This is a genomic window from Candidatus Methylacidiphilales bacterium, from assembly GCA_033875315.1.
Classification (GTDB): Bacteria; Verrucomicrobiota; Verrucomicrobiia; order Methylacidiphilales; family CAZTYG01; genus JANRJG01.
On the sequence record JANRJG010000040.1, the window covers coordinates 42043 to 68326 of the forward strand.

Below are 26284 nucleotides of genomic sequence, written 5' to 3' on the forward strand. Positions count from 1 at the left end.
AAGCCGGAGTTGCGAGGAAAGTTGTGAATGCATGAAAAGGGAATCTAGATTCAACGGAAGCATTCGTCCAATCGGTCTGACTAGTCAAACGCTTGACGCGTTAACAAATGCTTCAAGAGAAAAGGATCATGACTTTCAGGTTAATATACGAAGGGCCGGACAATGGGTGGGGTATCGAAAATTAACGCGTTTAGTCGCCTGTCGCTTGGCAGCACGCGTCCCGGTCCGATGATGGACACCTGACGAAACCGGGTCCTGCTGGGCCAGAGACATTGATAACTATCCTCCCCGAATACGCTGCTGATGATCTCGAATGTTGATTGCCATGAATTGGCGGGGTTAGTGGATTTCGGCAAGGAGACGCTGGACCCTGCCCGTTCTGTTTGGACATTGGTGGCACCCGGAGTGTGGAAGATCACCCTGGGGAAGCCGGAAGAAATCACTCCGGTTTCTGTCCGTTGTTCCAACTCCGCCAAACAGGAGGCCTATCATCTGCTGCCTGAATGGGGCATGCAGGTTCCGTTTGAAGTGGAGAAGATCAACTTTCGCCGTCATCGTCGCGGGTGCACATTGGAACTGCCTTACGACCGGAGCGAGGGCATCTTTGGGCTGGGTCTGCAGTTGAAGAGCCATCTGCAATCGGGCAAGAAAAAACAGCTCCGAGTCAATGCCGATCCGACGGTGGACACGGGTGATTCCCACGCCCCGGTGCCCTTTTTTGTCTCGACCCATGGTTATGGGATTTTCGTCGATACGGCACGTTATGCTTCCTTTTACTTCGGAACCCACGCCAAGGTCGAAGAGTTGAAGCGGAGGGTAGATGAAAAATGGGGATCGAATCCCGTGCCCCACACCAGCACCGAGGAACTCTACGCGGCCCATTCCATCGGGAACACAACGGTCATCGACATCCCGGCGGCGGCGGGGGTGGATATCTATTTCTTTGCCGGGCCTGACATGAAATCGGCCGTGAGCCGCTATGTGCTTTTTTCCGGGGGCGGCTTCCTGCCGCCGATTTGGGGTTTGGGGAATTGGTACCGGGCCTGCGGAACACACAATGCCCGCGATGTGCTCAATCTGGTAAGGCAGTTTCAGAAGGATAAAATGCCTTTCAGTGTCATCGGATTGGAACCCGGATGGCACACTCATTTTTATCCGAATTCCTTTGTCTGGAGTGAGCGGTTTCCGGATCCGCGCAAGTTCACCGAAGACATGCATGAACGGGGTTACCGCCTCAACCTGTGGGAAAATGCTTTTGTCCATCCCGCCGCCCCTTTTGCCGAGGAGATCAAGCCCTTCTGTGGTGACGAACTCAGTACCGATGGTCTGGCTCCGGATTTTCTGGACCCCCGCGCCAAGAAAATTTTCTCCGACCACCACGACCAATTGATCAAGGACGGAGCCGATGGATTCAAATTGGACGAGTGCGACAACGGCGATTTTTTACCCTTCGCTTGGTCGTTCCCGGAACACACCCAGTTTCCGAGCGGTGCGGATGGTGAACAGATGCATTCACTCTACGGGGTGCACTACCAGCATACCCTGGCGGAGAATTTCCAACGGCTCGGACGCAGGCAGTATGATCTCGTGCGTTCCTCCGGGGCCTTGGCGGCCCCGCTGCCCTATGTGCTCTACAGTGATCTGTATGGCCACGACGATTTCATCCGCGGCTTGGTCAACGCCGGTTTTTCCGGTTTACTTTGGACTCCGGAAGTCCGGCACGCCGACAGCATCGAGGATCTGGTGCGACGGGTGCAGTGCGTGGCCCTTTCGCCCCTCAGTCTCATCAACGGCTGGTACATTCCCAACCCGCCTTGGAAACAAGTCGAGCGTTCACTCAATGAGATGAATATTTTTATGGCAGAATCGGAAGAAATCTCCGGCTTGCTGCGGGGGGTCCTGAATTTGCGCATGCGTCTGTTGCCTTACCTGTACACGGCATTTGCCACCTATGCCCGGGAAGGGACGCCGCCGTTCCGTGCCCTGGTGATGGACTATCCCGGGGATCGGAATACCTGGCGGTGCGACCGACAGTTTCTCGTTGGCCATGATCTGCTGATGGCTCCTCTGCTGGCCAATGAAAAGAACCTTGATGTATACCTGCCTCAAGGGGTATGGCGTAATTTCTTCACGGGCAAGTCCTACCAAGGTGGGGAAAAGGTTCACTTTGCCGATGTTCCCCTCTCCGAAATGCTTCTCTTTGTGCGCGATGGGGCCATTCTGCCGCTGGCCAGCCCCGGGTACGCCTTCGATGGAAAAAAACCAATCCAGGTCGTGCCCCACATTTACAGTGAGACCAAGGCCAAAGGGTGTTTTTATGATGATGATGGGAACTCGCTCTCCTATCTATCGGGGGAATGTGTTTGGCATGATTGGAGATGGAGTTCTTCCACCGGATTTCAGAAAATGACCCGGGGGTGCAAGAAGTCAGGCGCATTCCAACCCTTTGTACTGGGCGAACCCGTCCAGGTTGTTTCTTAACTCATCGATTAACCGTGTGCAGAACAAACTTATGAACGGACAATTGTTATGAAATACATTCGCTTATGTACTATTTTGAAGTTTCTCCCCATCATTCTACTCGGTTTTTTTCTACTGCCATTGGTCCCGTCCAGGGCGGCTGTAGATTTGAATACGATCCTTCCGAATGATTTTGACCCCTCCTTGTTGCAGGAACATTTCCAAAACGACCACTACGGGTTCCTTCTGGACAAACGGGGCTGTCTGCGTTCGATCCACAATGCGGGTGGGGTTGTGTTGTTCCGCAAAGTGGGGGAATGGATCATCCAAGGCACTCCAAAGGAAGGACCTGATAAATTTACGTATGATGGGGGTATTCCCACCGGCCCTGAGTTGACGGTAGTCAAGACTAAAGACGAGGCTGGCAATCCCGTATTCAACTATGTCAATGCCAACATGAGCAACTTTGTGCTTTGGGGCCTCAAGGTCACCTGTCTGCCGACAAAGATCGTGCTGGAGTACAATATGAAGATCACTCAGGATCTGCCACACGGGGTCGACACTAATTTTATCCTTCCCATCGATACCAACAAGGAAATGATGGAAGACGGATTCAATGCCGAGCCGGGCAATCCCCTCGTTTTCAATTTCAAATCCGGCACGGCCACGGTCGCGTTTGACCAGAAGTTTGTCTGGTACGGAACGCCAGGCTACAATGCCAGTGCCGGCGGTGCCACGTTCTATCTTGATTTTGGGGGCACGAAAACTGTCGGCGGCAGCGAAACGCTTCGTTTTGAAATTGAAGTGCCATGATCGGATGGATGGCGCGCTTATCTGTCGGGCTCGGTGTGCTTATCCCTTTTCTGCTGACAGGGGAAGTTGCGCCGCCGCCGGCAACGGTTGTTCCTGATCCCGGGGTAACGGCGCAAGATCCGGCACCTGCGATGACACCGGAAGAGGTTCCGGATGTGGTGCGTTTGCCCACTGCCATGCCGCCCAAACCGGATTGGTGTCGTGATGTTTCTCACCAACTATATCTTCTGCCTCGGGACATCCGGAGCGAAAAGGATCTGGAAGGCAGGAATGGGGTGGATGCCCTGTCGATGGCCCAGGTTTTTGACCGGGCCTTTCTTTCGGCACACAACATCCTCATTGGTGAGACGCGGGCTTGGATGGCGGACCTGAAGATCCCCGAGGATGCCCCACAGGATCGGGGCTTGGTCTTGGAGTTGGATGAAACCCGTGCCATCGCAGACGCCACCCTGTTGGGCAATCCCGTTTTTTTTGACCGCTCCCTTGCCGCCCGTCGCTGGGCGGGGGGGGAGGGCGTGGTCTTTTTGCCCGTGAGCAAACCGGGCCAAACGGTCCGCTTGTTTTTTCGCGCCAAACATCTCACCCAACTTTACCCGAACGGGTTCGGACGGTTGCGTCTAAGGACGGCGGATTTGAATGAGACCATCCGTATTTCCCAACCCACCGGCGGTACGGTCAGTGTTCAGAACGCTTCCCCTTTTCCGGTGCGATTGAAGCTCCAAGTAAGCCATGAAGATTTTTTCGGAACCCCATTGGCTGAAATGGGTGAAAATTTGGAAATAGGGGGGGGAAGCGCGCTCCCGCTCGATTTGAAGATTCCTAAGAAACCGGATCTTTACAAAACGCGCGTCCAGGCCGTCAGCGCCGGACAGGCAACATTTGATTATTCCCAATACTACGGTCGGGAGCATATCCACCATCTTGAGCGGGAAGGGGCTTTCCGCCTCGGAGAGGGCTGGGAGTACTCCGTGCCCAAGGGACCGGAAAAATCTCCCGGCACCCAGCCCAGGGAAGGATGGAAAAAAGTCACCCTCCCGCATGAAGTGCCGATTGCCGAGTTCAAGTCCAACACGGTCTGGTATCGGAAGAAGTTCGCCATTCCGGAAGGATGGGGCCCGCAAAGGATTTTTCTGCTTCTCCCCCGCGTGCAATATCGGGCTGAGTTTTTCATCGATGGTGCCCCTGCTGGGGTTAAGCCAAACTACGAGCTGCCCGGTTCGATTGAGATAACGTCGCACTTAAAAAATGCCAAGGAGCACGAGCTGGCCATACGGGTCACCAATTACACGGCCAATTTGGCGCCGGGGCTTCCGGTGACCGCACCCGGTACCGCCTCCGCACCCTCCCGGGGCTTGATCGCGGCCACTTCACATCTCAATCAGGGAAATAGTTACACGGGATTGGACAGTATCCCGGAAATTTTTGCCGCACCTGCGCTGCGGACGGATTGGGTGGCGGTGGATACTCGCATAGACCCCAGCGAGATCCAGGGTCGCTTTGAATTGGTCAACCAGGCCGGGGTGGCCCGCAGTGTCGTTCTGGAACCAGTGGTTTATGACAGGGGCAAAAAAGTTCTGGAATTCCCCTCTCGAACCGTCGTGGTTTCGCCGGCGAAAACGCAGGTGCTCGAAATGAGGATCCCGTGGGAAAAGCCCGTCATGTGGAATCCGGAGAAACCGCATCTTTATGAGTTGAGGACGCGCCTGCTCGACAACACCGGTAGCGTGCTGGATGAGCGCCGGGACCGCTTCGGCTTCCGTCAGATCGGCATTTCCGGAGACCATTTCACCCTCAATGGTGCCCGTTTCAACCTTTACGGGACAGGCCACCTGATGACCAATGGCAACACTTGGCCGGTGATTCCCTGGTCGCCCCGTATCCTGCGCTACAACTTCAAGGGTGAAAATGGATTCATGCAGGGTCTGTCCGGAAGCCGTCTCGCGGATGAACAGGGAATCTTCATCAAAAATGAAATGTTGGAGCACAACGCCCATCATGGGGACCGCTTTGCCTATCAATTGCCTGAGACATGGGAAAACCTCTACAAGGAAATGCAGGCCGTCTACCGGGTGCGGCCGAACGAACCCTCCAACTTCATGTGGGATGTGGGCAACGAGGTAAAATTCGACGGTCCGGGGGAGGGAAAGAAAATGGAATCCCTCTTCCAGCGCATCCGCCAAATGGATCCCACCCGGCTGGTCACGGTGAGTGGATCTGTGCCCCATCCGCCGGGCTTTGAGATCGTCGACTTCCATGGCTTCGACAGCCCGAGGGACCGGTTTCTCTATTTTTTTTTCCACCCCGAGCAAAGGCCTGCCCTCTTTCGCAACGTTGGCATCTACTCCCAAAAACCCGCCAGGGAAACGGCACCACCCTGGACCGTTTTCGAGGACAAAAGCTTCTATCAGGGCCTGGCCCATTTGGGGGGGAGGCCTTTTCTCCTGTCCGAGTCTTTATACTGCCTCAATCCTGGTGCCGAACTGAACGGTTTGAGCACCTACCATCCCCTGTCCTGGTCATCTGACTGGGACCGGGGCAACGCCCACAACTACCTCAATTGGGCCACCCAGCGGCGGAACTATCTCCAATTCGACCGGCAGGCCGGCGTGGCCGGTTTCCTCATCCATGTTGACCGCGCATACACCAGGGCGTTCAGTCCCCTGGCGGCCTTCCCCCTCGACCGGAAGACACGTTTCTACTCCGGAGAAAAAGCCCGCATGGTCTATTCGTTGCACAACGACATGCTGGAAGAAAAAGATGTGACGGTGAAGTGGACGGTGATGAACGGGCCGGTCGTTGTGGCCACGCAGCAATTGGAAATCCGGCTCAAGCCGGCGGTCTATGCCCCCGCCACCGTGTCGTTGGAACTGCCGGCGGAACCGGGTAAAGACTATGCCTTGTTGACAGAAATGTGGGCCTCCGACGGAACGGCCTATTTCACGGACAGCCAGGTTCTTTCCGTCTTCGACCGCGCACCGATCAAGTTGACGGGGGCGGCGCGTTTGGAAATCTTTGATCCTGCCGGGGAAATGGTGGAGTACCTGAAAAAGGCAATGCTGGATTGCGTCGTCCGGAAAAACCTCGACAGCTTGGATCCGAATCGGGCCCGGGGCGCTTTTATTCTGATTGGGCCGGAGGCATTGGCGGGTGTCGCACCCGATGGGTTGAAAAAATTGCGCGACATGGTCAATGCCGGCGCCGATGTTGTGGTGCTGGCCCATCGTCAGCTCCCGAAGTTCCTCCATTTCCCGATCACCCAGACCCAGGCTTCCGAGTACAACCGCAACACCAGCGTGGTAGCGGTCGTTCCCGACCGTTTTTCTTCCCTCACGCGCGACTTGCAGGATGATGATTTCCGATTTTGGACCACTCGTGACGCTGACTGGATGGTGCAATACAATGCCATCGAATTGCCCGACCGCGGCAATTTCCGCCCCCATCTTCTGGCTGGCACCCAGATGCTCACGGAATCCCCGCTTTTGGAGGTGCGGGAAGGTGCGGGGCGTGTGTTGTTCTGTCAATTGAACATTGAGGGGGCGATTGAAAGTGACCCCATGGCGCATGAGATGTTGTCGCGCATCCTCGGCTGGCCCGGGGCGGAATCACCTCTTCGTGACATCCGTCCCACTCTCGTGCTGGCTTTTCCCCAATCCAAGGGGGAGAGCATGCGGGCCCGCTTTGGTATTTCCGGGGAGGTCATCCAAAAACCCGGGGATCCTTTGGTCCTGGAAAACTACGGAGTGCTGGTGGCTCCGGCGGATGATGCGGAGACCATGGCCTACCTTCAGAAGCACGAGTCCGTTCTTCTGCCCTGGCTGCGGCAGGGCAACCGCCTTTTCTTGCAAGGACTGGGTAGTGAGGGGGAAGCATGGTTGTCCTCCCTGACAGGCAGGACAGTGAAGTTGGAGGACTTTCGCATGGACCGCGGCTACCCTTCGGAAAAAAGTCGCTGGATGCAGGGATTGAGCCCGAGTGATTTTTTTTGGCAGGGGAACCTGGAAGAGGGGGCCCGAAATATCACCGTCTCCATGAAAGAAAACAGCCGCGCCCTTCTGGGTAAAAAGCGATTGACCGGGGACGGGCTGACACCGTTGATCGATCCCGCTTACGCAGGGGTTTGGGAAGTGGGCAACGGGGCGGTCATTGTCAATCTCACCAATGCCTTGGGATATCCCTTGCCTGCCCCGTTGCGCACCCTCTCGATGATGCTGACCAATGCCGGTGTTTCTCTTGGGGGCAAAGGGGCCGCGCAAGCGGCGACGACCAGAATCCCGGCCGAACGCTACTTCACCCTCGATTTGCGTGCCCAGGCCAACCGTCCATTCGCCGATGACCCCGCGAACACGCTGAGGGGTTGGTCGGGACAGGGCCCCGACAACGATTTGCGGAACATGCCCCTGGGTGCCCAAACCTTCAAGGATATCCCGTTCGACATCATCGACCCGGCAAAAAACGGAGGCAAATCGATCATCGCACTTTCCGGCACGCGTGAAATTGGCGTGCTCCCCGCAGAGGTGAAAAACATCCAGGTGGGAAGGAAGGTGGAAGAGTTGTACTTCCTCCACAGTGCCAGCTGGGGATCGCCGGGTTTCACCTATCGGGTTTATTATGAGGACCGAAAGACTTGGATTCCTGGCATGCCCGATCCTTTTGTCGATGTATTGGTCAAGCCAGAGGAATCGATTACTGATTGGTATTCGGCCGGAGCGGTTGAGGCGGGCAAAGTTTTCCTCCCTGACGCGGAGGTGGCCTGGACCACCATGACCCCCGAGTCCGCGAAGGGGAACGTGAAGGTGGGTATCTACCTCATGCGTTGGAAAAATCCAAAACCGGACAAAAGTGTCGATAGCATCGACATCCTCTCGCCGGGTAAAGTGGGGAATGGCCAGCCATTCGTCTTAGGCATCAGCGGTCTCAAAGCGGACCCCTGATTCCACTCGGAAGGCCCAGGCATAACTGGAAGGTCCCACAGGCAAGTTGGGTCGCGTCCGTTCGATCAATCGGGCCGAATCTCAAGCGTCACCGAGGGGACGGATACTTGGCCCATCCACCCAACGGCCCTCGATCATGGTCACGTGGGGCACCTGCGGAATGCCGTATTGGTTGCGGTTGATCCGGCTGACCACCAATTCCACCGCAGCCGAGCCGGTGTCAAAACTGTTCTGCTCTATTCCGGCGATGTGGTTCCAGCGGTAGTCACGGTCGAGGTGAATGAAGGAGATATCTTTGGGAATGCGGTAGCCGCCTTTCTCCAGCCAATGGTACACCAAATGGTCAGCACAGATGACCACAGTGGTTTTGTTTTCTCGCACATGTTCCAACACCTGCTCCGGGGTGATCTTGTCCGCAAGCAGTGGAGGAATTCTGGCCAGTTTGGGGAGGAAACTCGGGGCTCCGGTGTAGGCCGAAAGGTAACGGTATTCCTGCAGGCGCTGGGCTTCTTTATCCAAAACGAGCGTGACCCTGCGGTGGCCCATCGCATGAACATGACGCAGGGCCATTTGCAGGCCGCTGAAGTGATCATGGGTCGCGGCATCAAGCTCGGGCAGATGGATGACGTTGCCCACCGAGGCCACCGCGTAGTTTTCCCATTCCGGTTTGAACCAGGCGGGGGGTGGTTCGCTCAAATGGATCAGCAGTCCGACCATCCGTCGCGTATACAAAGCCCTCTGGAATGAGCGCATGTCGGCGTGCAAATCTTTCCAATCGAATTGTTCCAGGGCGTAGCCGTGTTCTGAGGCCGCGGCCGTGGCACCACGGAGGTATTCCGATTTGCCGTAGTGTTCGCGATAGCTTTCCGGTGAGTCGAGAGGTCCGTGACTGAGGATTCCCATGATGGCTCTGACCCCGTTTTTGCGACGTTGTCGTGTTTCGACCATGAGGGCAGTGACAAGGGGGTTGACGCGGTAGTTTTCGTCTTTGGCCAACTGGAGAATGCGCGCACGCGTTTTCTCCGAGACGCCGGGTCGGTTGCGGAGAGCCATGCTCACGGCAGCAACACTGACCCCGGCCTTGCGGGCCAAATCCCGGTAGGTGGGGGGACCGGCGTGGTCGCCTTTCGACTTGTTTTTTTCTACTTTCATACACCTATAGTTGAGTGAATAAACGCGCACCCGCAGGTAATCGCCTGCCCTGCGATGGTTTTCTTCAGGTCTTGATTGGGTCCATTGAAGCGATTATGGGAAAGGTAGCAACTCAATTAACGTGTTTAGTATTCCACCCCTTGCTATGCGGCCCCAATAGTTGAAACTGTAACAAACAAGCAAACAAACAATGGCCAATATGCATACAATATATGTACATAAACCGATACGGCTGACCTCCCCAAGTGGGTTCAGCTTGGTGGAATTGCTCGCGGTTTTGGCTGTGATATCCGTGCTTTCCGCACTCTCGGTCATGGGGTTGAGCTCGCTCTACCCGGCAGGCAAATTCACGCGGTCCCTTTCCGACCTCAACGGCATCATTGAGCAGGCCAAAATCACCGCCACGTCCCAGAACACCTATGTCTGGCTGGGCTTGCTCGATGATGGCGGCAAAGACGGGATCTATGTTTCGGTGGTATCCTCGCTCAGTGGTGAAAACGATCTGACCGCTTCCAATCTGCGCCCGGTCATCCGCCCGACCCTGCTCTCGCAAGTGGGCCTGGAAAATGACGTGGCCCGGAACAACTCCCTGGCCAACTCGATTGATCCGAGCCTTCTCGAACAATTGACAACCAATACCAACGGCACGTTCAGCACCAAGTTCGCCGGGCAAACCAAGACCTTCACCCTGGTCCTGCGGTTCACGCCCCAGGGGGAAGTCAGTTGTCAGCCCAACACGTCCTCGCGTTGGATTGAAATCGGCTTGAAAAATCTTCAGGGCACATCCCCGAACGTGGCTTCCTTGCAGGTCAGCGGACTCGGAGGAAATGTGCGATTGGTTCGGCCCTGAACGTCGGATTACGTTCAGGTAAAAATGCGGATTCGATTTATGCTGGAACGCAAGCCATCGGCTTTCACGCTGGTCGAAGTGGCCCTAGCCCTCGGTATCGCCGCATTTTGTCTCATCACCCTGGTCGGTTTGTTGCCGGTCGGTATGCAGTCTGAAAAGGCGAGCAATGAGGAAACACGGGCGGTCAATTTGGTCGGTGCCGTTATCGATGATTTGAGATTCTCGCCGCTCGGCGGACCCAGTAAGCGTTTTGCCCTGCCGGATTTGCCCGCTGCCGCAGGAACGTCTTTGTTAACACGTCAGTATTTTATTTCCGAAAATGAAATGCTCTCCGCCCAGGCGGGCTCCAGATACGCCCTGAAGATTACCCAGTATCCCGTTTCTTCAGCCGATGCACGTGAGCCGGTGGGCTGCTTGGTCGAGGTGGCGTGGCCTGCCTCCGCTCCGGAGGCCCAACGCAACCGGGTGGAAACCTACGCCACCTTCCTACGTTGAAAACAGCCTCCATCCCTTCTGGTCCCCGCATCCACAACTTTCGGAAGAGCGGGATGAGAAAACGCGCGCTTGGCTTTACCCTGATCGAGCTGATGGTGGCGGTCGTTGTTTTTGTTGTCCTTGGCATGATCATCGCCCAGGTGACCGCACTGACCGGCAGTGCCATCCGGGAGAGCAACCGACGCATGGACGCCGTCAACCAGGCCCGTGTCGCCCTTGATCGCTTCACCCTTGATCTGCTCCAGATGAGCCGCGACCCGCGCAGTCTTTACCAAGTTGACAAACTGCCGGGAAATGACGGGCTTTCATTTTATGCCGAAGTGCCGGCTTACTCCGGACGTCGACGGGTTTCGTTTGTCAATTACCGGGTCCAAACCGATGCCGCCACTTCACGCTTACGACTCGAGAGGGGCTTGACGGGAACGGATTGGGAAGCCACTGGCGGCAGCAAACCCCTCAATGTCTCCTCTGTGGAAACAGTTGGGGCCAATGACTTCGGTATTCTCGGCGAGAGCGTGTTCCGGGTCGAGTACGCCTTTGTCATGAAGGCGGATGGGTCGCTGGTGGCTTCACCCGGACCGAACTTCGCCCAAGTGGGCGCCATGATTGTGACCGTGGCGGCGATGGATCCGGAAAGTGCCAAGCTGGTCACTCCGGCCCAGTGGAATTCCCTTGTCGCCGCACTGACGGACGCTGTGGACGGCCAGTTTCCTCTCAAGGCCTGGACCGACCAGGTGGGAACCGCGGGATTTCTCGCCTTGGCGGCGAAAAACGCCACCGCTTCCGTCCGGATCTTTCAACGCAGCATTGTTCTCAATCCATGAATGCCAGACAGCCATCGGGTTGGACAAGATTTTGCCGCGGCAGGGACGGGATCGCCCTGCTCTTCACCCTCGCCGCCGTGGCCCTCTTGAGTGTGTTGATCGTGGCCTATTTGAGTAAAACCCTCATTGGACGACGGATTTCCTTCGGCAGTGCGGGCCAGGCGCGCGCGGATTTTCTTTCTCGCAGCGCCATGGATCTGATTCTGGGGGACCTGCGGGAAGAAATCCGGGCCGGCTCAGACGCCGGCACGACTTACCAGGATGCCGCCTCAGGAATCTGGATTTACAAGCCGATCAACAACAAGGCTGCCATGCCCATCCGGACGGGGACGTCGGATACCCTGCCCAACTTGATCAAAAGGAGTGTTTCCGCCACGGCTTTCTGGAATGAAAGCACCTTCAACGCCACCCCCACCGCACCCATCCGTGCCGTGGCCGTGAACAGCGAGACCGACCCAGCCTCCAACGGACAATACATCAGCAAAAAACGCTGGAACAAAAGCTACCTTCTCGGGGAAACGGTCCCCCCCGCATTCGTCGCTCCTGACTGGGTCTTGATCACACGGCAGGGACCTTTCCGTGACACGACCACTGCACTGCCTGGCTTGGCGGTCTTGGGGGACGATACTGTGGGGAATGCCAACTACGTCATTGGACGTTTTTCCTACCTGATCTTTGATCAAGGGGGTCTTCTCGATATCAACCAGGCGGGCAACGGTCTGACTGCCTCGGAAAACAGCCGTCGAGGATTGATCCACCAAGCTGCCTTGGCGGCCATTCCGGGCTTGGGTGACCCGTCGGCCTTCGTCAATTGGCGGGACCCGGTTACCAGGGTCAACACCAGTTATTTGTTTTCCGGCCTGAATTCGTTCCTCATTCCGGCCGCTGGCAACCAGCGGCTCCTCGGCCGCCAGGACCTGTTGCGTTATGCCAGGGACAATCCCTCGGTCGTCGGCACGCAGGCCCTCCCCTACCTTGGGACCTTCAGCCGAGAATGGAACGCCCCCAGTTGGGTCCCGGCAACTCCCACCGGATCCACCATCGATTATGCGGCCCAGGCAAATTCTACCGCAGCGGTGAACCGTGCGGTGGCCAATGTCCGCTTTCCCTCCGCCACGCCGGCCAACAAAACCATCACCGGTTACAAATCAGATGGAACTTCCTTCAGTTATACCGTCAATCCTGGAGAGTCATTGGTGCAGCGACGTTTTCCACTGGCCCGCCTGGCCTGGTTGGGAACCAACGGCCCGGCCGCCGGGATCAGCGATGCGGCCATACAGGCCTGCTTTGGGTTAAAGTGGAACGCATCGAACCTGCGCTGGGACTACGTGGGCGCGGCGGGTTCGACCCCGCAAAGCAGCATCAAGACCTTGAACCAGGTGGCCGACGAACAGCGCGAGCCGAACTACTTCGAATTGCTCAAGGCGGCCATCTTGGAAGGTTCCACCGGCCTGGTTGTTCCTTCCTACCCGCAACCTGACAGCAATGGGTATGCGCTTTCGGTCAGCGATTGGGACCCATTCAATGCCACTAACCGCAGTTACAATTCCGGGGCGGTGACCACCGCAGTGCTGCGCGACCGGCATATCCTGCAAATCGGAATGAACATCATCGATCAATCGGATGCCGACAGCTTCCCCATCCGGGTGTTTTTCAGTAATTTTGAATTTTATGGTTCGGAAAACTTGCCCTACCTCTACCGCATGAGCCTGACGGCCTACCGGCCCTTGGCTTCGAGCGGAAATGTTGACGGGGATCCCAGCCGGAATGTCCTCAGTGTTTGGTGGGAACCCACCTTCTGGAATCCTTTACAAACCACCTCAACCTATAACGGCCCGACCCAGTTCCGTTTGCGGCGTGTCTCTGGCACGGTTTATTCAGAAGCCATTTTAAATCCAGGAACGACATACAAGTCGGGGTCAGTTCCCGGTGGCACCAGTTCCTATCTGCAAATGGATTATGCCGATTGGTCATCTGTCGCGGCCAATCCCATCCTCTTGGGAGGGCTGAAGTCTTCCGGAGCAACCCTGTCCAGCGATTCCAACCAAGTGGAAAATTTCTACACGGGAGACGGCCTGAATTACGCCGGATTCTGGGCGGGCTCGATTTTCATCAGCTCCGGCGAGGAAGTGAACAATGTCATTTATTCCCTGCCGGGCAACCAAGGGACGCGGCAGGGTCCACGTTACGCGTTGGAGGCCAACTATTCCGGGCAATGGAAGGAAGTCCAGCGTTTCGGCTATGGGGCCAATGGGGGACTCTGGGAAAGTTTCACCGCGACGGACAACCGGGCACGGGCCAGCAACCGACGCATCGGCACCACCTTGATTTCTGACCCCAGAACGTTCCGTTTTGGCATTCAAAAACCCGATCTGAATAGTGATGGTTTCGCCAATTTCATCAGCAAGACGGCCTTTTGGGATGCATCCAATCGATTGGAGACATTCTGGCAGCCGCAGTTTATTGCGGCGGACAATCACACCAATGCCTGGTGGATGAACAAAGGGCGGACCTACCGGCTTGCGGACAATAGCGGCGCACGCACTAACTCCAATGATCCCAACTACCCGGACCCTGACGGGGTGGTCCGGCCCGGGGATGGATGGTATTCCTCCGATGCAAGCAATACGCTCCCTATGCAAAACGGGAGCAAATACCGCCCGGTTCAACTCAACCGCCCGTTCCGGTCCGTCGCGGAAATGGGTTACACCTTCCGGGACATGCCCTGGCGCTCCCTGGATTTCTCCAATGACAAAAGCGCCGATGCCGCCTTGCTCGACTTCTTCTGTATGAATGATGCGGATGGCTCCACTGGCTTGGTCGCAGGCAAGGTCAATCTCAACACCCGGAATCCGGAAGTGTTGAAGGCCATGATATTGGGTGCGGCCCGGCAGGAAACCAACCTTGCCGGAAGTCAGATCAACAATTCCGAAGCCCAATCCTTTGCCGACGCCTTGACAGCCTTAACCAGGGGATCGGGAGCTGGACAGGGACCGCTGCTGAACAAATCCGAACTGGTCACGCGCTTTGGCAACAACGCCCTATTCAGCGCCACCTCGGACGCCAACAAAATCAAAACCCAAAAGGAGGCGGTCATCCGGGCGCTGGCTGAGTCCGGCCAGACCCGCACGTGGAACCTGCTGATCGATGTCGTGGCCCAGGCGGGGCGATATCCAGCCAACCGCCCTGGAGCCACGCTGAAAGATTTTATGGTCGAAGGGGAACGCCGTTATTGGCTCCATGTCGCCGTTGACCGCTATACCGGCAAGGTGGTGGATCGGCAGATGGAAATGGTATCCGAATGAAGAGAAAGGAATCGTGATGCAAGTGGAACGTTTTTTCAGTGGAAGGCGTGGGGGTTGTGTGGATGTGCTTTTTTGCCTGTTCACTTTGCTCGCCATGACATGTTCCGGGCAGGAAAAAGAAAAAGCACCTTCCGATATTCCGGATCCGTTGGTCTTGAGGATTCCGGAAGGGTGCGCCATGACCTACCAAGCCCAACGCCTGCGTCCGCTGCCTGAGGAGGAGCGGACGAACCAGAACCGGCTCAAGTGGCAACCCGATCCCGTGAGCGCCGTATATGCACGGGAGAACGGTCAACTCGCGATGCAGGCCCGCTGGGAAGGGGGCAAGGTTTCAGAATTCTACGTCAGGGGGGGCTATCTCATTTTCCAGGGTTCCCTGCGTTTCCCGAGCGACATCAGGATCGTGGAAGTCCATGCGGGCGACCGATCCGCGCCCGATCTCAGCAAAGGGGATTTTCCGGAAATCCCCGCATTACGACGTGCGGATTACGTGCGGACGGAAAATATCCAGGGCAAAAAAATATACGTGTTCGAATGTTCATCCGCTGATGCGACAGGGCTGACGGCCCAATCCAAGGGGCTTTCCGAGGCCGCCACCCGGGCCTTGGCGGAACAAACAGAAGCTCCAGCCCAACAACATGTGTTGTGGCTTGATGCCAAAACCCTTCTGCCCGTGCAATACCGGAACAAGGACTTTGTCTATGATTACACACTGGACAAGTCCGCTTCTGCCCTGAGTCCGACGACAGAAGCGTTCAAAAAAGCAGTCCGAGAAGTCGAAACCAAAAAAACCTCCAAACCCTGAGTTCAGAGGACAATTGAATCCGTCCATGATGATCCTGGAAACCCAACATAAGAGGATTCCGTGGCGTTGGGTGGTACTGCTCGCTTTTGTCGGACAGGCCCATCTCTTTGTCATGGCCGCCTCGGGAAGCATGACCTTCACCATGCGGAAGTTCATCGAGTCACCGGTTTTGATCAACGGAATCAGCAGCCTGGATGTGTTGTTCAATGTGCTGGTGGCCGCTCCCTGCTTGTATTACAGCGACCGCATCTGGACACGCTATGGACGGCGCCTGCCTTTCGTCCTCACGGCTTGGTCCGTCATGGCAGTGGTGATGTTCCTGCTCCCGCTCGCGGGCCATGCCGTCCCGGTCGGGATTCTAGTCGTGCTATGGTTGATCTTCTGCGATGTTGGTTCGACTTTCCAGACGCTGCAGATGGAAATCATTCCCCCGGAACAGCGTGGACGCGCCTCGGCGATTTCCGGTTGGTTTGGCAATATTGGAAACATGCTTTTTCTGGTCATCATCAGTGGCCGGTTTGACGATGCCATCCATCTGGGTTCGTTCAAATTGGACGGCGAGCAATTGATTTACTGGTTTGCCGCATGTTGTGCGTGCTTCTGCGTGGTTTTTTCCATGTTATTCATCCGGGAGCGTCCTCCGTTGGATGTTGCAAGGGAGGCGGACCAGCATTCAGGCCGCCTGGTGGGGGCGTTGCGTGAGTTGTTTGCCGAGCGTTCCCTGTGGCCCGTATACTTGCTGGCCTTTTCGACGATCTTGATGGGGACTGGTCTGGGCTCGCTGGGGGATCTCCTGGTCACCGAGCAGTGGGGATACTCAAAACAAGAGATGGGTACAAATATCCTTTTTGGTGGGATCATCAACATGGTGGTGGTGATTCCGTTCATCGGCCTGATCGTGGACCGATTCCCCAAACTTCGTTTGGTGATGATCGGAGTGGTGTGTTTCTTCTTGGTGCGACTGGCCTATTATTTCTTCGTCCAGTACGTGCTACCTGATCATCGCCCCACGATAGGCCACATGATTTTCTTCGGACAACTGATGTCAATATGTGGGGTCACTACAACCATTGCCCTGCAACCGTTGATCTTCGAGTACATTCCGCGGGGTAGGATGGGCACGGCCCAAGCGGGCCTTAACTTTGTCCGCAGCATCACCCGGTTGGTCACGCTCAACGGAGTCGGACTCTGGGTGGCCCTTTATTCGCAGTGGTTCCTGCCCCAAGGCCAGTACGATTACTTCAGCGGCACGTTGTTTTTGTTGCTGTTGGATGCGGCCAGCTTTGGTTTCCTTCTTTATTTTGCCCACTTGGTGCGTTTAGGGCGGATCCAGCCCGTGGGATTGGAAGGGTATTCAGAACGGGATGTGAAGATTCCATGAAAAGCTTTTTCAAAGTTGTCTTGGTGCCGGGTTTGGGATTGCTTCTCGTCGTGCTGGCCTTGATCTGGTGCGGACGCGAGTTGCGTCTTGTTTTCTTCGGGGAACATACAGAAGCCCGGGTGGTGGCGATGTTGTTGGTCCGCTCTACGGGAACCGACCTCATGCGATCGACCGTAACCGATATCACCATGCAAACTCCCGATGGCAGAAGGGTATTCGCCCGTTTCAAGGATGACCAAGCCATCGAAGGATGGGTCGATCTATCAGGGACTGTCTCTTCTTCACCGGATCGGACTGGTGAAATGGCTGGTTTGCAGCAAATGAAGCCCGATTGGCAACAGATGGTCACTCAGGCTTCCAAAGGCGATGCATCTGTATTGCGGGGTATCTTGAAGCGTGAGGGCCGCAGAAGCGGAGATCCGGATCGGATTGTGGCTATCGGCCGAACGGACCGGGTGGAAGGGTGGTTCGGTCTGGCCGATCTGCCAGAAGGGTTTGATGTGGACCATGGTGGATTGGTCCCCAAGGGGCCAGCCATGACCTCGGGTTTGGGGTGGATCCAAATCAGTGCACGCTTCGATCGATCAGACCTGGCAGCCTTGGACGCAAGTCGGGGCGAATTGATGAAGGACTACCGATACGTAAAGGAAGGTTACGATGTCCAAACGACAAAAAGAGATTTTTATCTCTACGCCGAGCCACGGTCCACGGAGTTTCGTCCGGTTTTTCAATACAGCGCCGGGGGGCGCATAATCACGCAGATATCGCATATCGGACGATATGGTGGTCCTACGCTGGCCCTCCAATTGTTCGGACCGGCGGATGTGTATTTTGATCCCAAGAAACCGGAGGATAGTGTGCTGCTCGCACATGTTGGTCCGCTGGAGGGTCGATTCTTGGATTGGTTCAGCCGGGTTTGCGAAGGACTTTTCGGCCAGTGGGGAGGCCCGGCCGTGGTGGCCTTTGTCGGGGTCTGTTTCCTGATTGCCGGATTGGTTCATGCCTCGCTTCTTTTTTTCCCGAGCCGCCATCTCGGAACATATGTTGATCCCACAGCGGCTGGGAAAAGAGAGGGAGGATGAGTTTCTTTAAATACGTTCTGAGTGCAGCAGTGGGAATGTGTGCTGCTTGGCCGCTACGTGGCATGGAGCCCGGTGAATTTGCCCTGCGCTCGGTGTTGCCTTTGGAGCGGAGGCAATACGAACGTTTGCGCGCTCTGGTGGCCCAAGACCGAGAGGCTGCCCGCCAGCTTCAGGCTCTCCGTTTTGAAACGGCCCCTTGGATCGCTTCCAAGCCAAACCCCCTGCGGGTGATCCGGTATGAAGGGCTGGTCGATACCGACCCCGGTCGCCGCGCGGATGTCGAGAATTTGCGGACCCTGGACCATGTCGCTGCGCTCTTGCTGCTCTGGCAGGCGACCGGGGACGAGGCGGCGGCGCGGACGGTGATGGATCATGTCCGCGCCTGGTCGGCCACGTACGTTCCCACAGGGAACGACGTCAATGAAAACAAGCTGGCCCCACTTTTGGTGGCGGCCCTGACTTTCCGCAGTTCGTTCTCCCGGGATGATCTGGCCCGCATCGACACGTGGATTCATGACATCGGCAGGTTGCACGCGGAAGGTTTGGGCGGGGCTCCGGACCGCGGGAACCGCTTTGCGAAACGACTCAGGCTTCTGGCCCTGTGCGCGGCCTGGAGTGGTAACGACGTCTGGTGGCAGGATTGCCGGAGGGGATTTACGGCGTTTGTCGACAAGAGTTTGTTTGAAGACGGCGGGAGCTATGATCTGCAAATGCGGGATAGCCTGACCTACCATTTAAGTGGTCTCTTGAGTGTGATCGAATTGTTGCATTCCCTGGGTCCGGATGCAGGGCGGCTTTATCATTCGGTTTCGGCGCGCGGTTCATCGGTGAGAAAATCGGTCCATTACCTCATCCCCTATGTCCTTGGAGAAAAACAACGACAGGAATGGGTTCATTCCAAAGTGGGATTGGACCACGCGCGTGCGGCGGCGGGGTTGGAAGCCTACCGGCCTGGCAGATACTACAATGGACGTGATGCCCTGCCTTTGTTGGAGATGGCGGCGCGGTTTGATGAAGAGCTGCGAATGCGACTACCGGAACTTCGTACCATCCACAAGATGGAGATGCCCGATTGGGCCTGTCTCATCACCACTGCTTGCGACCGGGGTAACCCCGTACGCCCGGGCTTCCGCTGAGTTAACGTATTAAGTTTCTGGGTGGAGTATCCATCTCGACTCCCTGTGGAGTGCTATTGGATGATCGTTCGTTCTTTGGAATCCTTATATTGAAAACGATCACGATCAAGCCGCAGTGGGGCGGTCCATGCAGCCCGCTCCGTCACACTTGGGAAGGAATGGTCAATGTGGACCAGTTCCGGTGGATGGTGCGCGCGGACATGCAGGAGCAATTGGCGATGGCGCACGCAGAAATTGGCGCGCGCCACGTCCGCGCCGTTGGGATGCTGGATGATGAAATGCGCGTGTTGACGAAGGATCCCGGGGTATGGCCGGAACAGCGCCTGCATGAGCGGCCCAACTGGCAGATCAATACCATGATCATCGAACGGTTGTTGGAGAGGGGAATCTTTCCCATGATCACGACAGCTTTCATGCCGGGGGTGCTGGCCTCCGGAACCCGCACCGTTTTTGAAACACGCTCCCGCATCAGCCTGCCCACGGACATGAAGGAGTGGCGCAAGCTTGTGGGCCATCTGGTGCGGCATCTCGTCGACCATTTTGGGATCGGGGTGGTGCGTGGACTTTATTTCGAAGTTTGGAACGAACCCAATCTGCGCAACGGATTTTTTGAAGGGGACCAGCGCGATTTCTTCGACCTCTATGAAAACACCCAGGCGGCGATCAAGGAGGTGGACGCCTCGTTCAAGGTGGGTGGTCCCTCGACGGCCCGTGCCGAATGGATGCCTGAATTCATGAGCTTCTGTCGCTCCCGCAACATCGAACCCGAATACATCATCGGGCACGTCTACAACAACGACAGTGACAGCCAGCCGCTTTCCCCGTTCGATGGTCCCCAGGAGGACCGGGTTTCTCAGTCGCCGCATTTTGCCGCCGGAGTCATCCGCGGGACGCGCAAATTCCTCGACGAAATAGGTTATCGGGGTGAGGTGCATTGGAACGAGTGGGGTCGTTCCTGGTTTCCCTGCGAGCCTGTCCGGGAAAGTGCTAATGAGGCGGCCTTCATCGTCAAAACCATGGCGGAAGTTTCCCAGCTGGGGGACTATTTTGCCTATTGGTGTCTGAGCGACATATACGACCAAGTGGGCTATGGAAGCCGTGCCTTCCATGGGAATTACGGCATGCTCAATTTGCAAGGACTGCGGAAGCCCGCCTACCATGCCTTTCAATTGTTGTGTCGCCTGGGTGAGCGGCGGGTCGCGGTGGAGGGTGAGCATTTGGATTCGCTTCACCAAGCGCTGGCCACGGAGTCCAAGGAGGGTGGCGCGGTGCTTTTTTATGCCTACGACGCCTCGGGCAGCCATCCTCCCTGCGCAGAGTCCCTGAAGTTGCGCGTGCGTTTGCCGGAAGGAAGCGCGGTGCAATCGGTCACACGTTTGACGGAAGATGAAAACAACATCCTTCACACTTGGCGGGCATCCGGCAGTCCCCCGTACTTGAAGCGGGAGCTGCTCGAGGAGTTGCGTGCCGCAAACCGGCTTAAACCGTTCCATGGATACGATCAGATCGGATCAGAGATGAGTTTTGAATTTTCCGCTCCGGGCGTGGCCTTGATCGAGTTCCAATCCTGACACAATGGCCCACCGCGTGACGTATCCTCATGAATTTGGGCCAGTGCTCTGATGATGGCCTTTCCCGATGGGTGGGGCTGCGACGTCGCCTCTCGTTTGCAGGAAGCCTCCCGGGAGTTGCCCCAGCCTACTTTGGCATGCTGAATCGGCCTCGGTTGGAGGAGACACGGCTCAGCGGAACAACTCAGGAAGGTCTGTCCAGGTCACGGCGGGATCGGCGGTGATTCGGGCGATCTTGGCATCGAAGTTTTCCCACTCGGAATCTTCGATCATCTCGTAACTGTGGCCCCAGAAGTAAAAGACACCATCCTTGCCTTTCACCGCATCAAAAAGCTCCCAGAAATCCGGGTCCAAAAAATGGCAGGAGGGATGCAACGCCATGGCATTGGCGCAGGGAAAGACACTTTGAGTGCGTCCGGTGGTGCGTGCATAAACATGACCGGCGGATCGAACCAGTTCCTCGACATCTGGGTTTGCGTCGCCGAACGGGTAGGCAAAGCCCGGCACCTCGGTTCCAAAAATCTGTTCCAACCTGTCTTTTCCCTGGCGGATTTCACGCTCCGCTTGTGCTAGAGGAATGCGGGTGAGAAACGGGTGGGTTGCCGTATGATTTGCGATGGTAAATCCCCGGTAGACCTCGACCAGCTCCCCTGCCGAGAGTTTCCAAACCGGTTTGATGTCTTTGTATTTCCAGCCACTGGTGCGTTTCGCAGTGTGTTGTGCCGCATTCAGGTTGAAGGAAGCCTTTGCCCCGTGTTTACGCAGGATTTCAATGAGGCGGACGTCGTCGTCGACTCCGTCATCCCAACATTGGACCACTTTCATAGTTGTATTTCCTTCTGTGAGGGATTCCGCTAATCCCGCCTTGGTTCGGTGCAACGCTTTTGGACAAGAATCGTCTTTCCGTCGGGTCAGGTCGAGGGGAAATGCGCTTTCCCGGATTCTCCGAAATCTCGTTAATGGAAGTACCGAAAGCGCGGGCGACCTCTAGGAGGTTGGAAATCAAGTGGTTTTCCCCACAAAGAGGACTGAATACATACCGATCGAACGACAGCCCCTGTTCTTGGAATGAGAAGTCACCTGCCCTGTCATCGTCCTCCGCTGTCACCATCCCTTGGCCCGACGGACCCATGAAAACGCCAAGGGCAACCACCGGAAGCGCGGCCTCAAACGAATGAGCAGGTGGGCTGTGCTGAAAAACGGAGTTGTCTTGCCAGAGAATTCCGTTTCTAAACGCCATAATGCGGAAATGTGATTGGGTGGATCATGGTCATTCAAACAATGGCCCTCCATTTGCGGGCCCAGCATCTCCCTTTCATGTGTCGTCACAAGGGTCGCCTAAGTTAATTCGTTAAGATGCCCTTGTTTTCCTTGCGCAACTGCTGCCGGCAAACGTCTTAACGCGTTTATAAAGATGGAAATGGCCAAGAAAGAGGCGCTATTCATGTTGTCCTGGTTTTTGATCAGGTTTCAGTCGGCACATTCATGGGGCGTGGCATGGCACATTCATTGACGTTTCGTTACGACGTTCAGTAGCTGTGTAGGCCTGCCGATGGAGATTCCTTTCAATATGAATATGACAGATGGAAAAACTGGATGGTTCCCCGATAAATTCACTTGGGGTGCCGCCACATCTGCATATCAAATTGAGGGAGCTTCTTCGGCTGATGGGAAGGGGACCTCGGTGTGGGATGTGTTTTGCTCCACAAAAGGCAGCATTTGGGAGGGGCAGCACGGAAGTTCGGCCTGTGATCACTACCTGCGTTATCGGGAAGATGTCGATTTGATGCGTGAATTAGGATTGAGAGCCTACCGATTCTCGTTTTCTTGGACACGAGTATTGCCGGATGGGACAGGAAAGATGAATGCCGCGGGTCTGGATTTCTATGAACGGCTCATTGATGCCCTTTTAGAAAAGGGCATTGAACCGTGGGCGACGGTGTTTCATTGGGATTACCCACAGGCCCTTTACACAAGGGGAGGGTGGTTGAATCCAGACAGCCCGCAATGGTTTGCCGATTACGCCTCCCTTCTAATAGGTCGATTTTCGGATCGAATATCCCATTGGGTCACCCTGAACGAACCCCAATGCTTCGCGGGCCTGGGACACCGGGTGCCGGCGACTCATGCCCCGGGGGATCGTTTGAGTCTGGGTGCGGCTTTGCAGGTTGGGCACCATGTGCTGTTGGCCCACGGAAGGGCTGTGCAGGCCATGAGGGCAGGAGCCTGTCAACCTTTGCATATTGGATGGGCGCCTGTGGGATGTGTGATCATTCCCGAAACTCACTCTGCCGAGAATGTCGAAGCTGCCCGAAAGGCCATGTTTGCTACCCAAATGGCCTCATGGAGTGAATTCTGGAATAATGCTTGGTGGGGTGATCCTGTTGTTTTCGGGCGTTACCCGGAAGATGGCCTGAAACTTTTTGAAGGTCATGGTCCAAGGATTGGAAACGGGGACATGGAAGTCATCTCGCAGAAGCTGGATTTCTATGGGGCCAACATCTACAACGCAGAAATCTGCCGTTCTTCTGCGGGAGGAGGGCAGATCAAGGTAGACTATCCGGCCGGACACCCCCAATCCCTCTTCCATTGGAAGGTCGCGGAGGAATGCCTGTATTGGGGCCCGCGATTCCTGTATGAGCGTTACGGCTTGCCTGTTGTGATTACAGAAAATGGGATTTCCTGCCATGATTGGATCTCATTGGATGGAAAAGTTCATGATCCGCAGAGAATTGATTTCATCCAGAGGCATCTGCGCGAGCTATCCCGGGCGATTGGAGAGGGCGTCGATGTTCGGGGCTATTTCCATTGGTCATTGATGGATAACTTTGAATGGGCCGAAGGCTACAAACAACGATTCGGGCTTGTTCACGTCGATTTCACCTCGATGAAACGCACCATCAAGGACTCGGGTAGATGGTATCGCAAGGTCATTGAGTCGAACGGTGCGGCGATTAATCATTAGCTCATTCGCGATGCATTAACGCTTTAAGCTGGATGGCGCCGACTCGCACTCGACGCACTGGTGCCCCGGAATACTATCCGGTTGGTTTATCGTTCAGGGTGGTTTAGGCCCGGAGATACATTATGATCATCACGGGCAAAAAATCGGTACCCTACAGTTGGTTTCTCATTATCGCTTTGCCGGTTTGCGCCCTGCGGTTCGCCGATTCCGCACTTGGAATTTCGTTTGTCTTTTCGTTGAAGAAGTATGCCGACAACCCGGCACTTCTGAATCTGATTATCAGTCTGCCGAGCTTCCTGGCTTTGGTGATTGGACCGGTAGTTGGATATGTCTCGGATCATATTTGGACCCGCTTTGGCCGACGCAAACCTTTCTTGGTTGCCTCCTGGGGGGGGATGGCGCTGAGCTGTTTTCTTCTGCCTCTCATGCCCAACTTTTGGACGCTGGTTGCCGCATATATTGCCTACAATCTGTTCAAGGAACTCGGAAGTGTTTATGAGCCATTGCGCCAAGAAGTTGTGCCCCCCCATCAGAGAGGCCGTGCAGGTGCTACTTTTGAGTGGTTCGCGAATATCACCAACATGCTATTTTTCTTTGTCGCACTCGGTCGTTTTGACGACGTGCGCTTCATGGCCGGATTCCAGATTGATGGCGAGCACGCTGTCTATTGGTCGGGCGCGCTTTTGTTGGCCATGGTTGCTCTGTTGATCGTTCTCGCCATCAAAGAAAACAAGCCCTCTGAAACTTCGGGGTCCGGGAGATTAACTTTGGGCAACTTGCTCAAAGGTCTTTTTGACCGCGACCTTTGGCCGGTTTATATCTTGGTTTTCGGACAGGCCCTGCTGAATTCCGGGCTTGGCCCGCTTGGGACGCTTGTTTCGGTCGAGTTGTTCGGCTTCAGCAAACAGGACATGGGAAACAATGTGGTGGTGGGCGGCCTTATCAATGTTTTCATCATCGGTTTTCTTGGCTTGATCGCGGACCGGCTTAATCGTCTGCGCGCCTACCAAGTCCTCATCGGTCTCGCGCTGCTGGTGAAGATTTTATTTTACGTCTATATTGAATTCATTCTTCCGGACAAACGGGCAACGGTAATCGAATCAATCGCATTTGGCGAAGTCCTGTCCATCATAGGCATTCTCACTGGGCTGATTTATGTGCCCCTGGCCTATGAGTATGTTGTGCGTGACAAGATGGGGACCTTTTTCGCCGGCTCCGCCATGGTTACGCGGATTACGACAATTATTACGACAAATACTGTGGGCCTTTTTGTCTGGGGATACAGTTTGGCCTTCCAGCCTCCCGCGGGTGAGGCAGTCCGGGTGGTCCTGGAGCAGCCCGCATCCAAGGCGGATATAAACGAACTTCTGCATAGGGTGACGTGGACCCTGCCGGGGCAGGATCAGCCAGTTTCTCCCGGCTCCATTCACGCCGCCTCTTGGCGTGCCTCCGGACCCTTGGAAGAGCCGGCGCGGTGCTGGGAAATCAGAGTTAGCAATCCGGGCAGTGAAGCATTGGCCAGTGAGAGGGAAAATCTGATGCGTGAGGGTGCTCAATTACGTACGTTGGCCAACCCTAGACAAGACGGCCGCATTGCGGCCATTGAGGCACGAATCGGTGAAATCAACAGCGAACTGGCCTTACGTTCGGCCGATTTTGAAAAACAAATCCGAAAGGCACTATCGTTACGGTTGATAAACGAAAATGGTGCTGTGCGAAATTGCTCACAGGTTCCGGTCCGTCTCATCACACTGGCAGTCTTGGAACGTCCATCGGGTCAGAAAACGGAAGCGCTATTAAATGACCTTCGGACGGCAAATCCGGCATTGATCGATCTACGCCTGGCCTTTGATGGAAAAAACTATCAGATTATTCTAGCTGTTCAGGATAATGAGACCACGAATGAGACCTGGGCGGCCCTAGTTTCCCGCAGAATGGCGGTCAGGCAGAAAGGGGTGCTGCCTCCGCAGCCTGAAGTGATCCGCACATCGGCGACATCGGCATTTTCACTTGAAGTGCAAACGATTGAGGAACCATTGGAAATACATGCGTCCCCGATCACAAGCATCGTCAACGGTTTGATGGGATTCTTCAACAAGGCGCCCCCCATAGACCGACGGCTCCAGGCACTCGGCCGGAATTTGAGAGATCCGGAGAACCTTCCCTTTGTCAGGGTCACGGATGTTGAGGGTCCCTTTCACGCTATGCGTGTCTTGGTGGTGCCCGGGGCTGTTCAGAACGCATCACTGGGTAGCGGCAACAGCTTGACCTCTGAAGGCGTTGCTTTTTTGGAGAAATGTGTCTCTCAGGCGGCAGGTCAGAGATTGACTGTGCCCAAACCCGTGTTGCTTAGCTCTTATCAGCCCATGAAGTACGATTACATGGCCGGTTATTTGATGATGTTCATGCTTGGTTTCATCGGTTTGTGGATTTCGTTCTACTTTGTAAAAATGGAGCGGCGAGGGGAGATACGCAAATTGGGTTTGCTGGAAGCAGAGAAAAATACGGACTAAA

General features: G+C 55.7%; 16 protein-coding genes. 14 read left to right on the plus strand and 2 right to left on the minus strand.

Going from position 1 to position 26284, the window contains the following annotated elements; genetic code table 11:
* The first annotated feature begins 303 nt into the window (after positions 1-303).
* From SFU85_12515 to SFU85_12525, 3 genes are all read left to right on the plus strand, one after another.
* Positions 304-2481: a glycoside hydrolase family 31 protein gene (locus SFU85_12515; protein ID MDX6767600.1), complete on the plus strand. Its 2178-nt coding sequence runs from the start codon at positions 304-306 to the stop codon at positions 2479-2481.
* A gap of 48 nt (positions 2482-2529) precedes the next feature.
* A complete protein-coding gene (locus SFU85_12520) occupies positions 2530-3273 on the plus strand; it encodes a hypothetical protein (protein MDX6767601.1) in 744 nt (247 codons plus the stop codon).
* Positions 3274-3404: 131 nt separating this feature from the next.
* The gene (locus tag SFU85_12525; protein ID MDX6767602.1) at positions 3405-8204 is read left to right on the plus strand and encodes a glycoside hydrolase family 2 TIM barrel-domain containing protein; all 4800 of its coding nucleotides are present in this window, start codon (positions 3405-3407) and stop codon (positions 8202-8204) included.
* 81 nt (positions 8205-8285) lie between these two features.
* Here SFU85_12525 and SFU85_12530 read toward each other — a convergent pair whose 3' ends face one another.
* Positions 8286-9356 (minus strand): LacI family DNA-binding transcriptional regulator, encoded by a 1071-nt coding sequence (locus tag SFU85_12530; GenBank protein MDX6767603.1) that lies wholly within the window; start codon positions 9354-9356, stop codon positions 8286-8288.
* Positions 9357-9555: 199 nt separating this feature from the next.
* Between SFU85_12530 and SFU85_12535 the strand changes: the two genes are divergently transcribed.
* From SFU85_12535 to SFU85_12575, 9 genes are all read left to right on the plus strand, one after another.
* Positions 9556-10206, plus strand: a complete 651-nt coding sequence (locus SFU85_12535) for a prepilin-type N-terminal cleavage/methylation domain-containing protein (GenBank protein MDX6767604.1) — start codon at positions 9556-9558, stop codon at positions 10204-10206.
* Positions 10207-10245: 39 nt separating this feature from the next.
* Complete coding sequence (locus SFU85_12540) at positions 10246-10701, plus strand: hypothetical protein (protein ID MDX6767605.1); 456 nt, start codon at positions 10246-10248, stop codon at positions 10699-10701.
* A 53-nt stretch (positions 10702-10754) separates the two neighbouring features.
* Complete coding sequence (locus tag SFU85_12545) at positions 10755-11525, plus strand: prepilin-type N-terminal cleavage/methylation domain-containing protein (protein MDX6767606.1); 771 nt, start codon at positions 10755-10757, stop codon at positions 11523-11525.
* Positions 11522-14830, plus strand: coding sequence for a hypothetical protein (locus tag SFU85_12550; GenBank protein MDX6767607.1), 3309 nt, complete (start codon positions 11522-11524; stop codon positions 14828-14830). Before SFU85_12545 ends, SFU85_12550 begins: the two co-directional genes overlap by 4 nt.
* A 178-nt stretch (positions 14831-15008) precedes the next feature.
* Positions 15009-15635 carry a hypothetical protein gene (locus SFU85_12555; protein MDX6767608.1) on the plus strand — a complete coding sequence of 209 codons (627 nt, stop codon included), beginning with the start codon at positions 15009-15011 and terminating at the stop codon, positions 15633-15635.
* A gap of 25 nt (positions 15636-15660) precedes the next feature.
* Positions 15661-17016 (plus strand): MFS transporter, encoded by a 1356-nt coding sequence (locus SFU85_12560; GenBank protein MDX6767609.1) that lies wholly within the window; start codon positions 15661-15663, stop codon positions 17014-17016.
* A complete protein-coding gene (locus SFU85_12565; GenBank protein ID MDX6767610.1) occupies positions 17013-18098 on the plus strand; it encodes a hypothetical protein in 1086 nt (361 codons plus the stop codon). The genes SFU85_12560 and SFU85_12565 overlap by 4 nt, the downstream gene beginning before the upstream one ends.
* Positions 18099-18160: 62 nt before the next feature.
* On the plus strand, positions 18161-19234 hold the full coding sequence (locus SFU85_12570; GenBank protein MDX6767611.1) for an alginate lyase family protein: 1074 nt from the start codon (positions 18161-18163) through the stop codon (positions 19232-19234).
* 89 nt (positions 19235-19323) lie between these two features.
* Positions 19324-20805: a hypothetical protein gene (locus tag SFU85_12575; protein MDX6767612.1), complete on the plus strand. Its 1482-nt coding sequence runs from the start codon at positions 19324-19326 to the stop codon at positions 20803-20805.
* Positions 20806-20976: 171 nt separating this feature from the next.
* Here SFU85_12575 and SFU85_12580 read toward each other — a convergent pair whose 3' ends face one another.
* Positions 20977-21630 carry a polysaccharide deacetylase family protein gene (locus SFU85_12580; protein MDX6767613.1) on the minus strand — a complete coding sequence of 218 codons (654 nt, stop codon included), beginning with the start codon at positions 21628-21630 and terminating at the stop codon, positions 20977-20979.
* Between the two features lie 727 nt (positions 21631-22357).
* On the opposite strand from SFU85_12580, the gene SFU85_12585 reads away from it, so the two are divergent.
* Both SFU85_12585 and SFU85_12590 read left to right on the plus strand, forming a co-directional pair.
* On the plus strand, positions 22358-23770 hold the full coding sequence (locus tag SFU85_12585; protein MDX6767614.1) for a GH1 family beta-glucosidase: 1413 nt from the start codon (positions 22358-22360) through the stop codon (positions 23768-23770).
* A 122-nt stretch (positions 23771-23892) separates the two neighbouring features.
* On the plus strand, positions 23893-26283 hold the full coding sequence (locus SFU85_12590) for an MFS transporter (GenBank protein ID MDX6767615.1): 2391 nt from the start codon (positions 23893-23895) through the stop codon (positions 26281-26283).
* Position 26284: the final 1 nt, after the last annotated feature.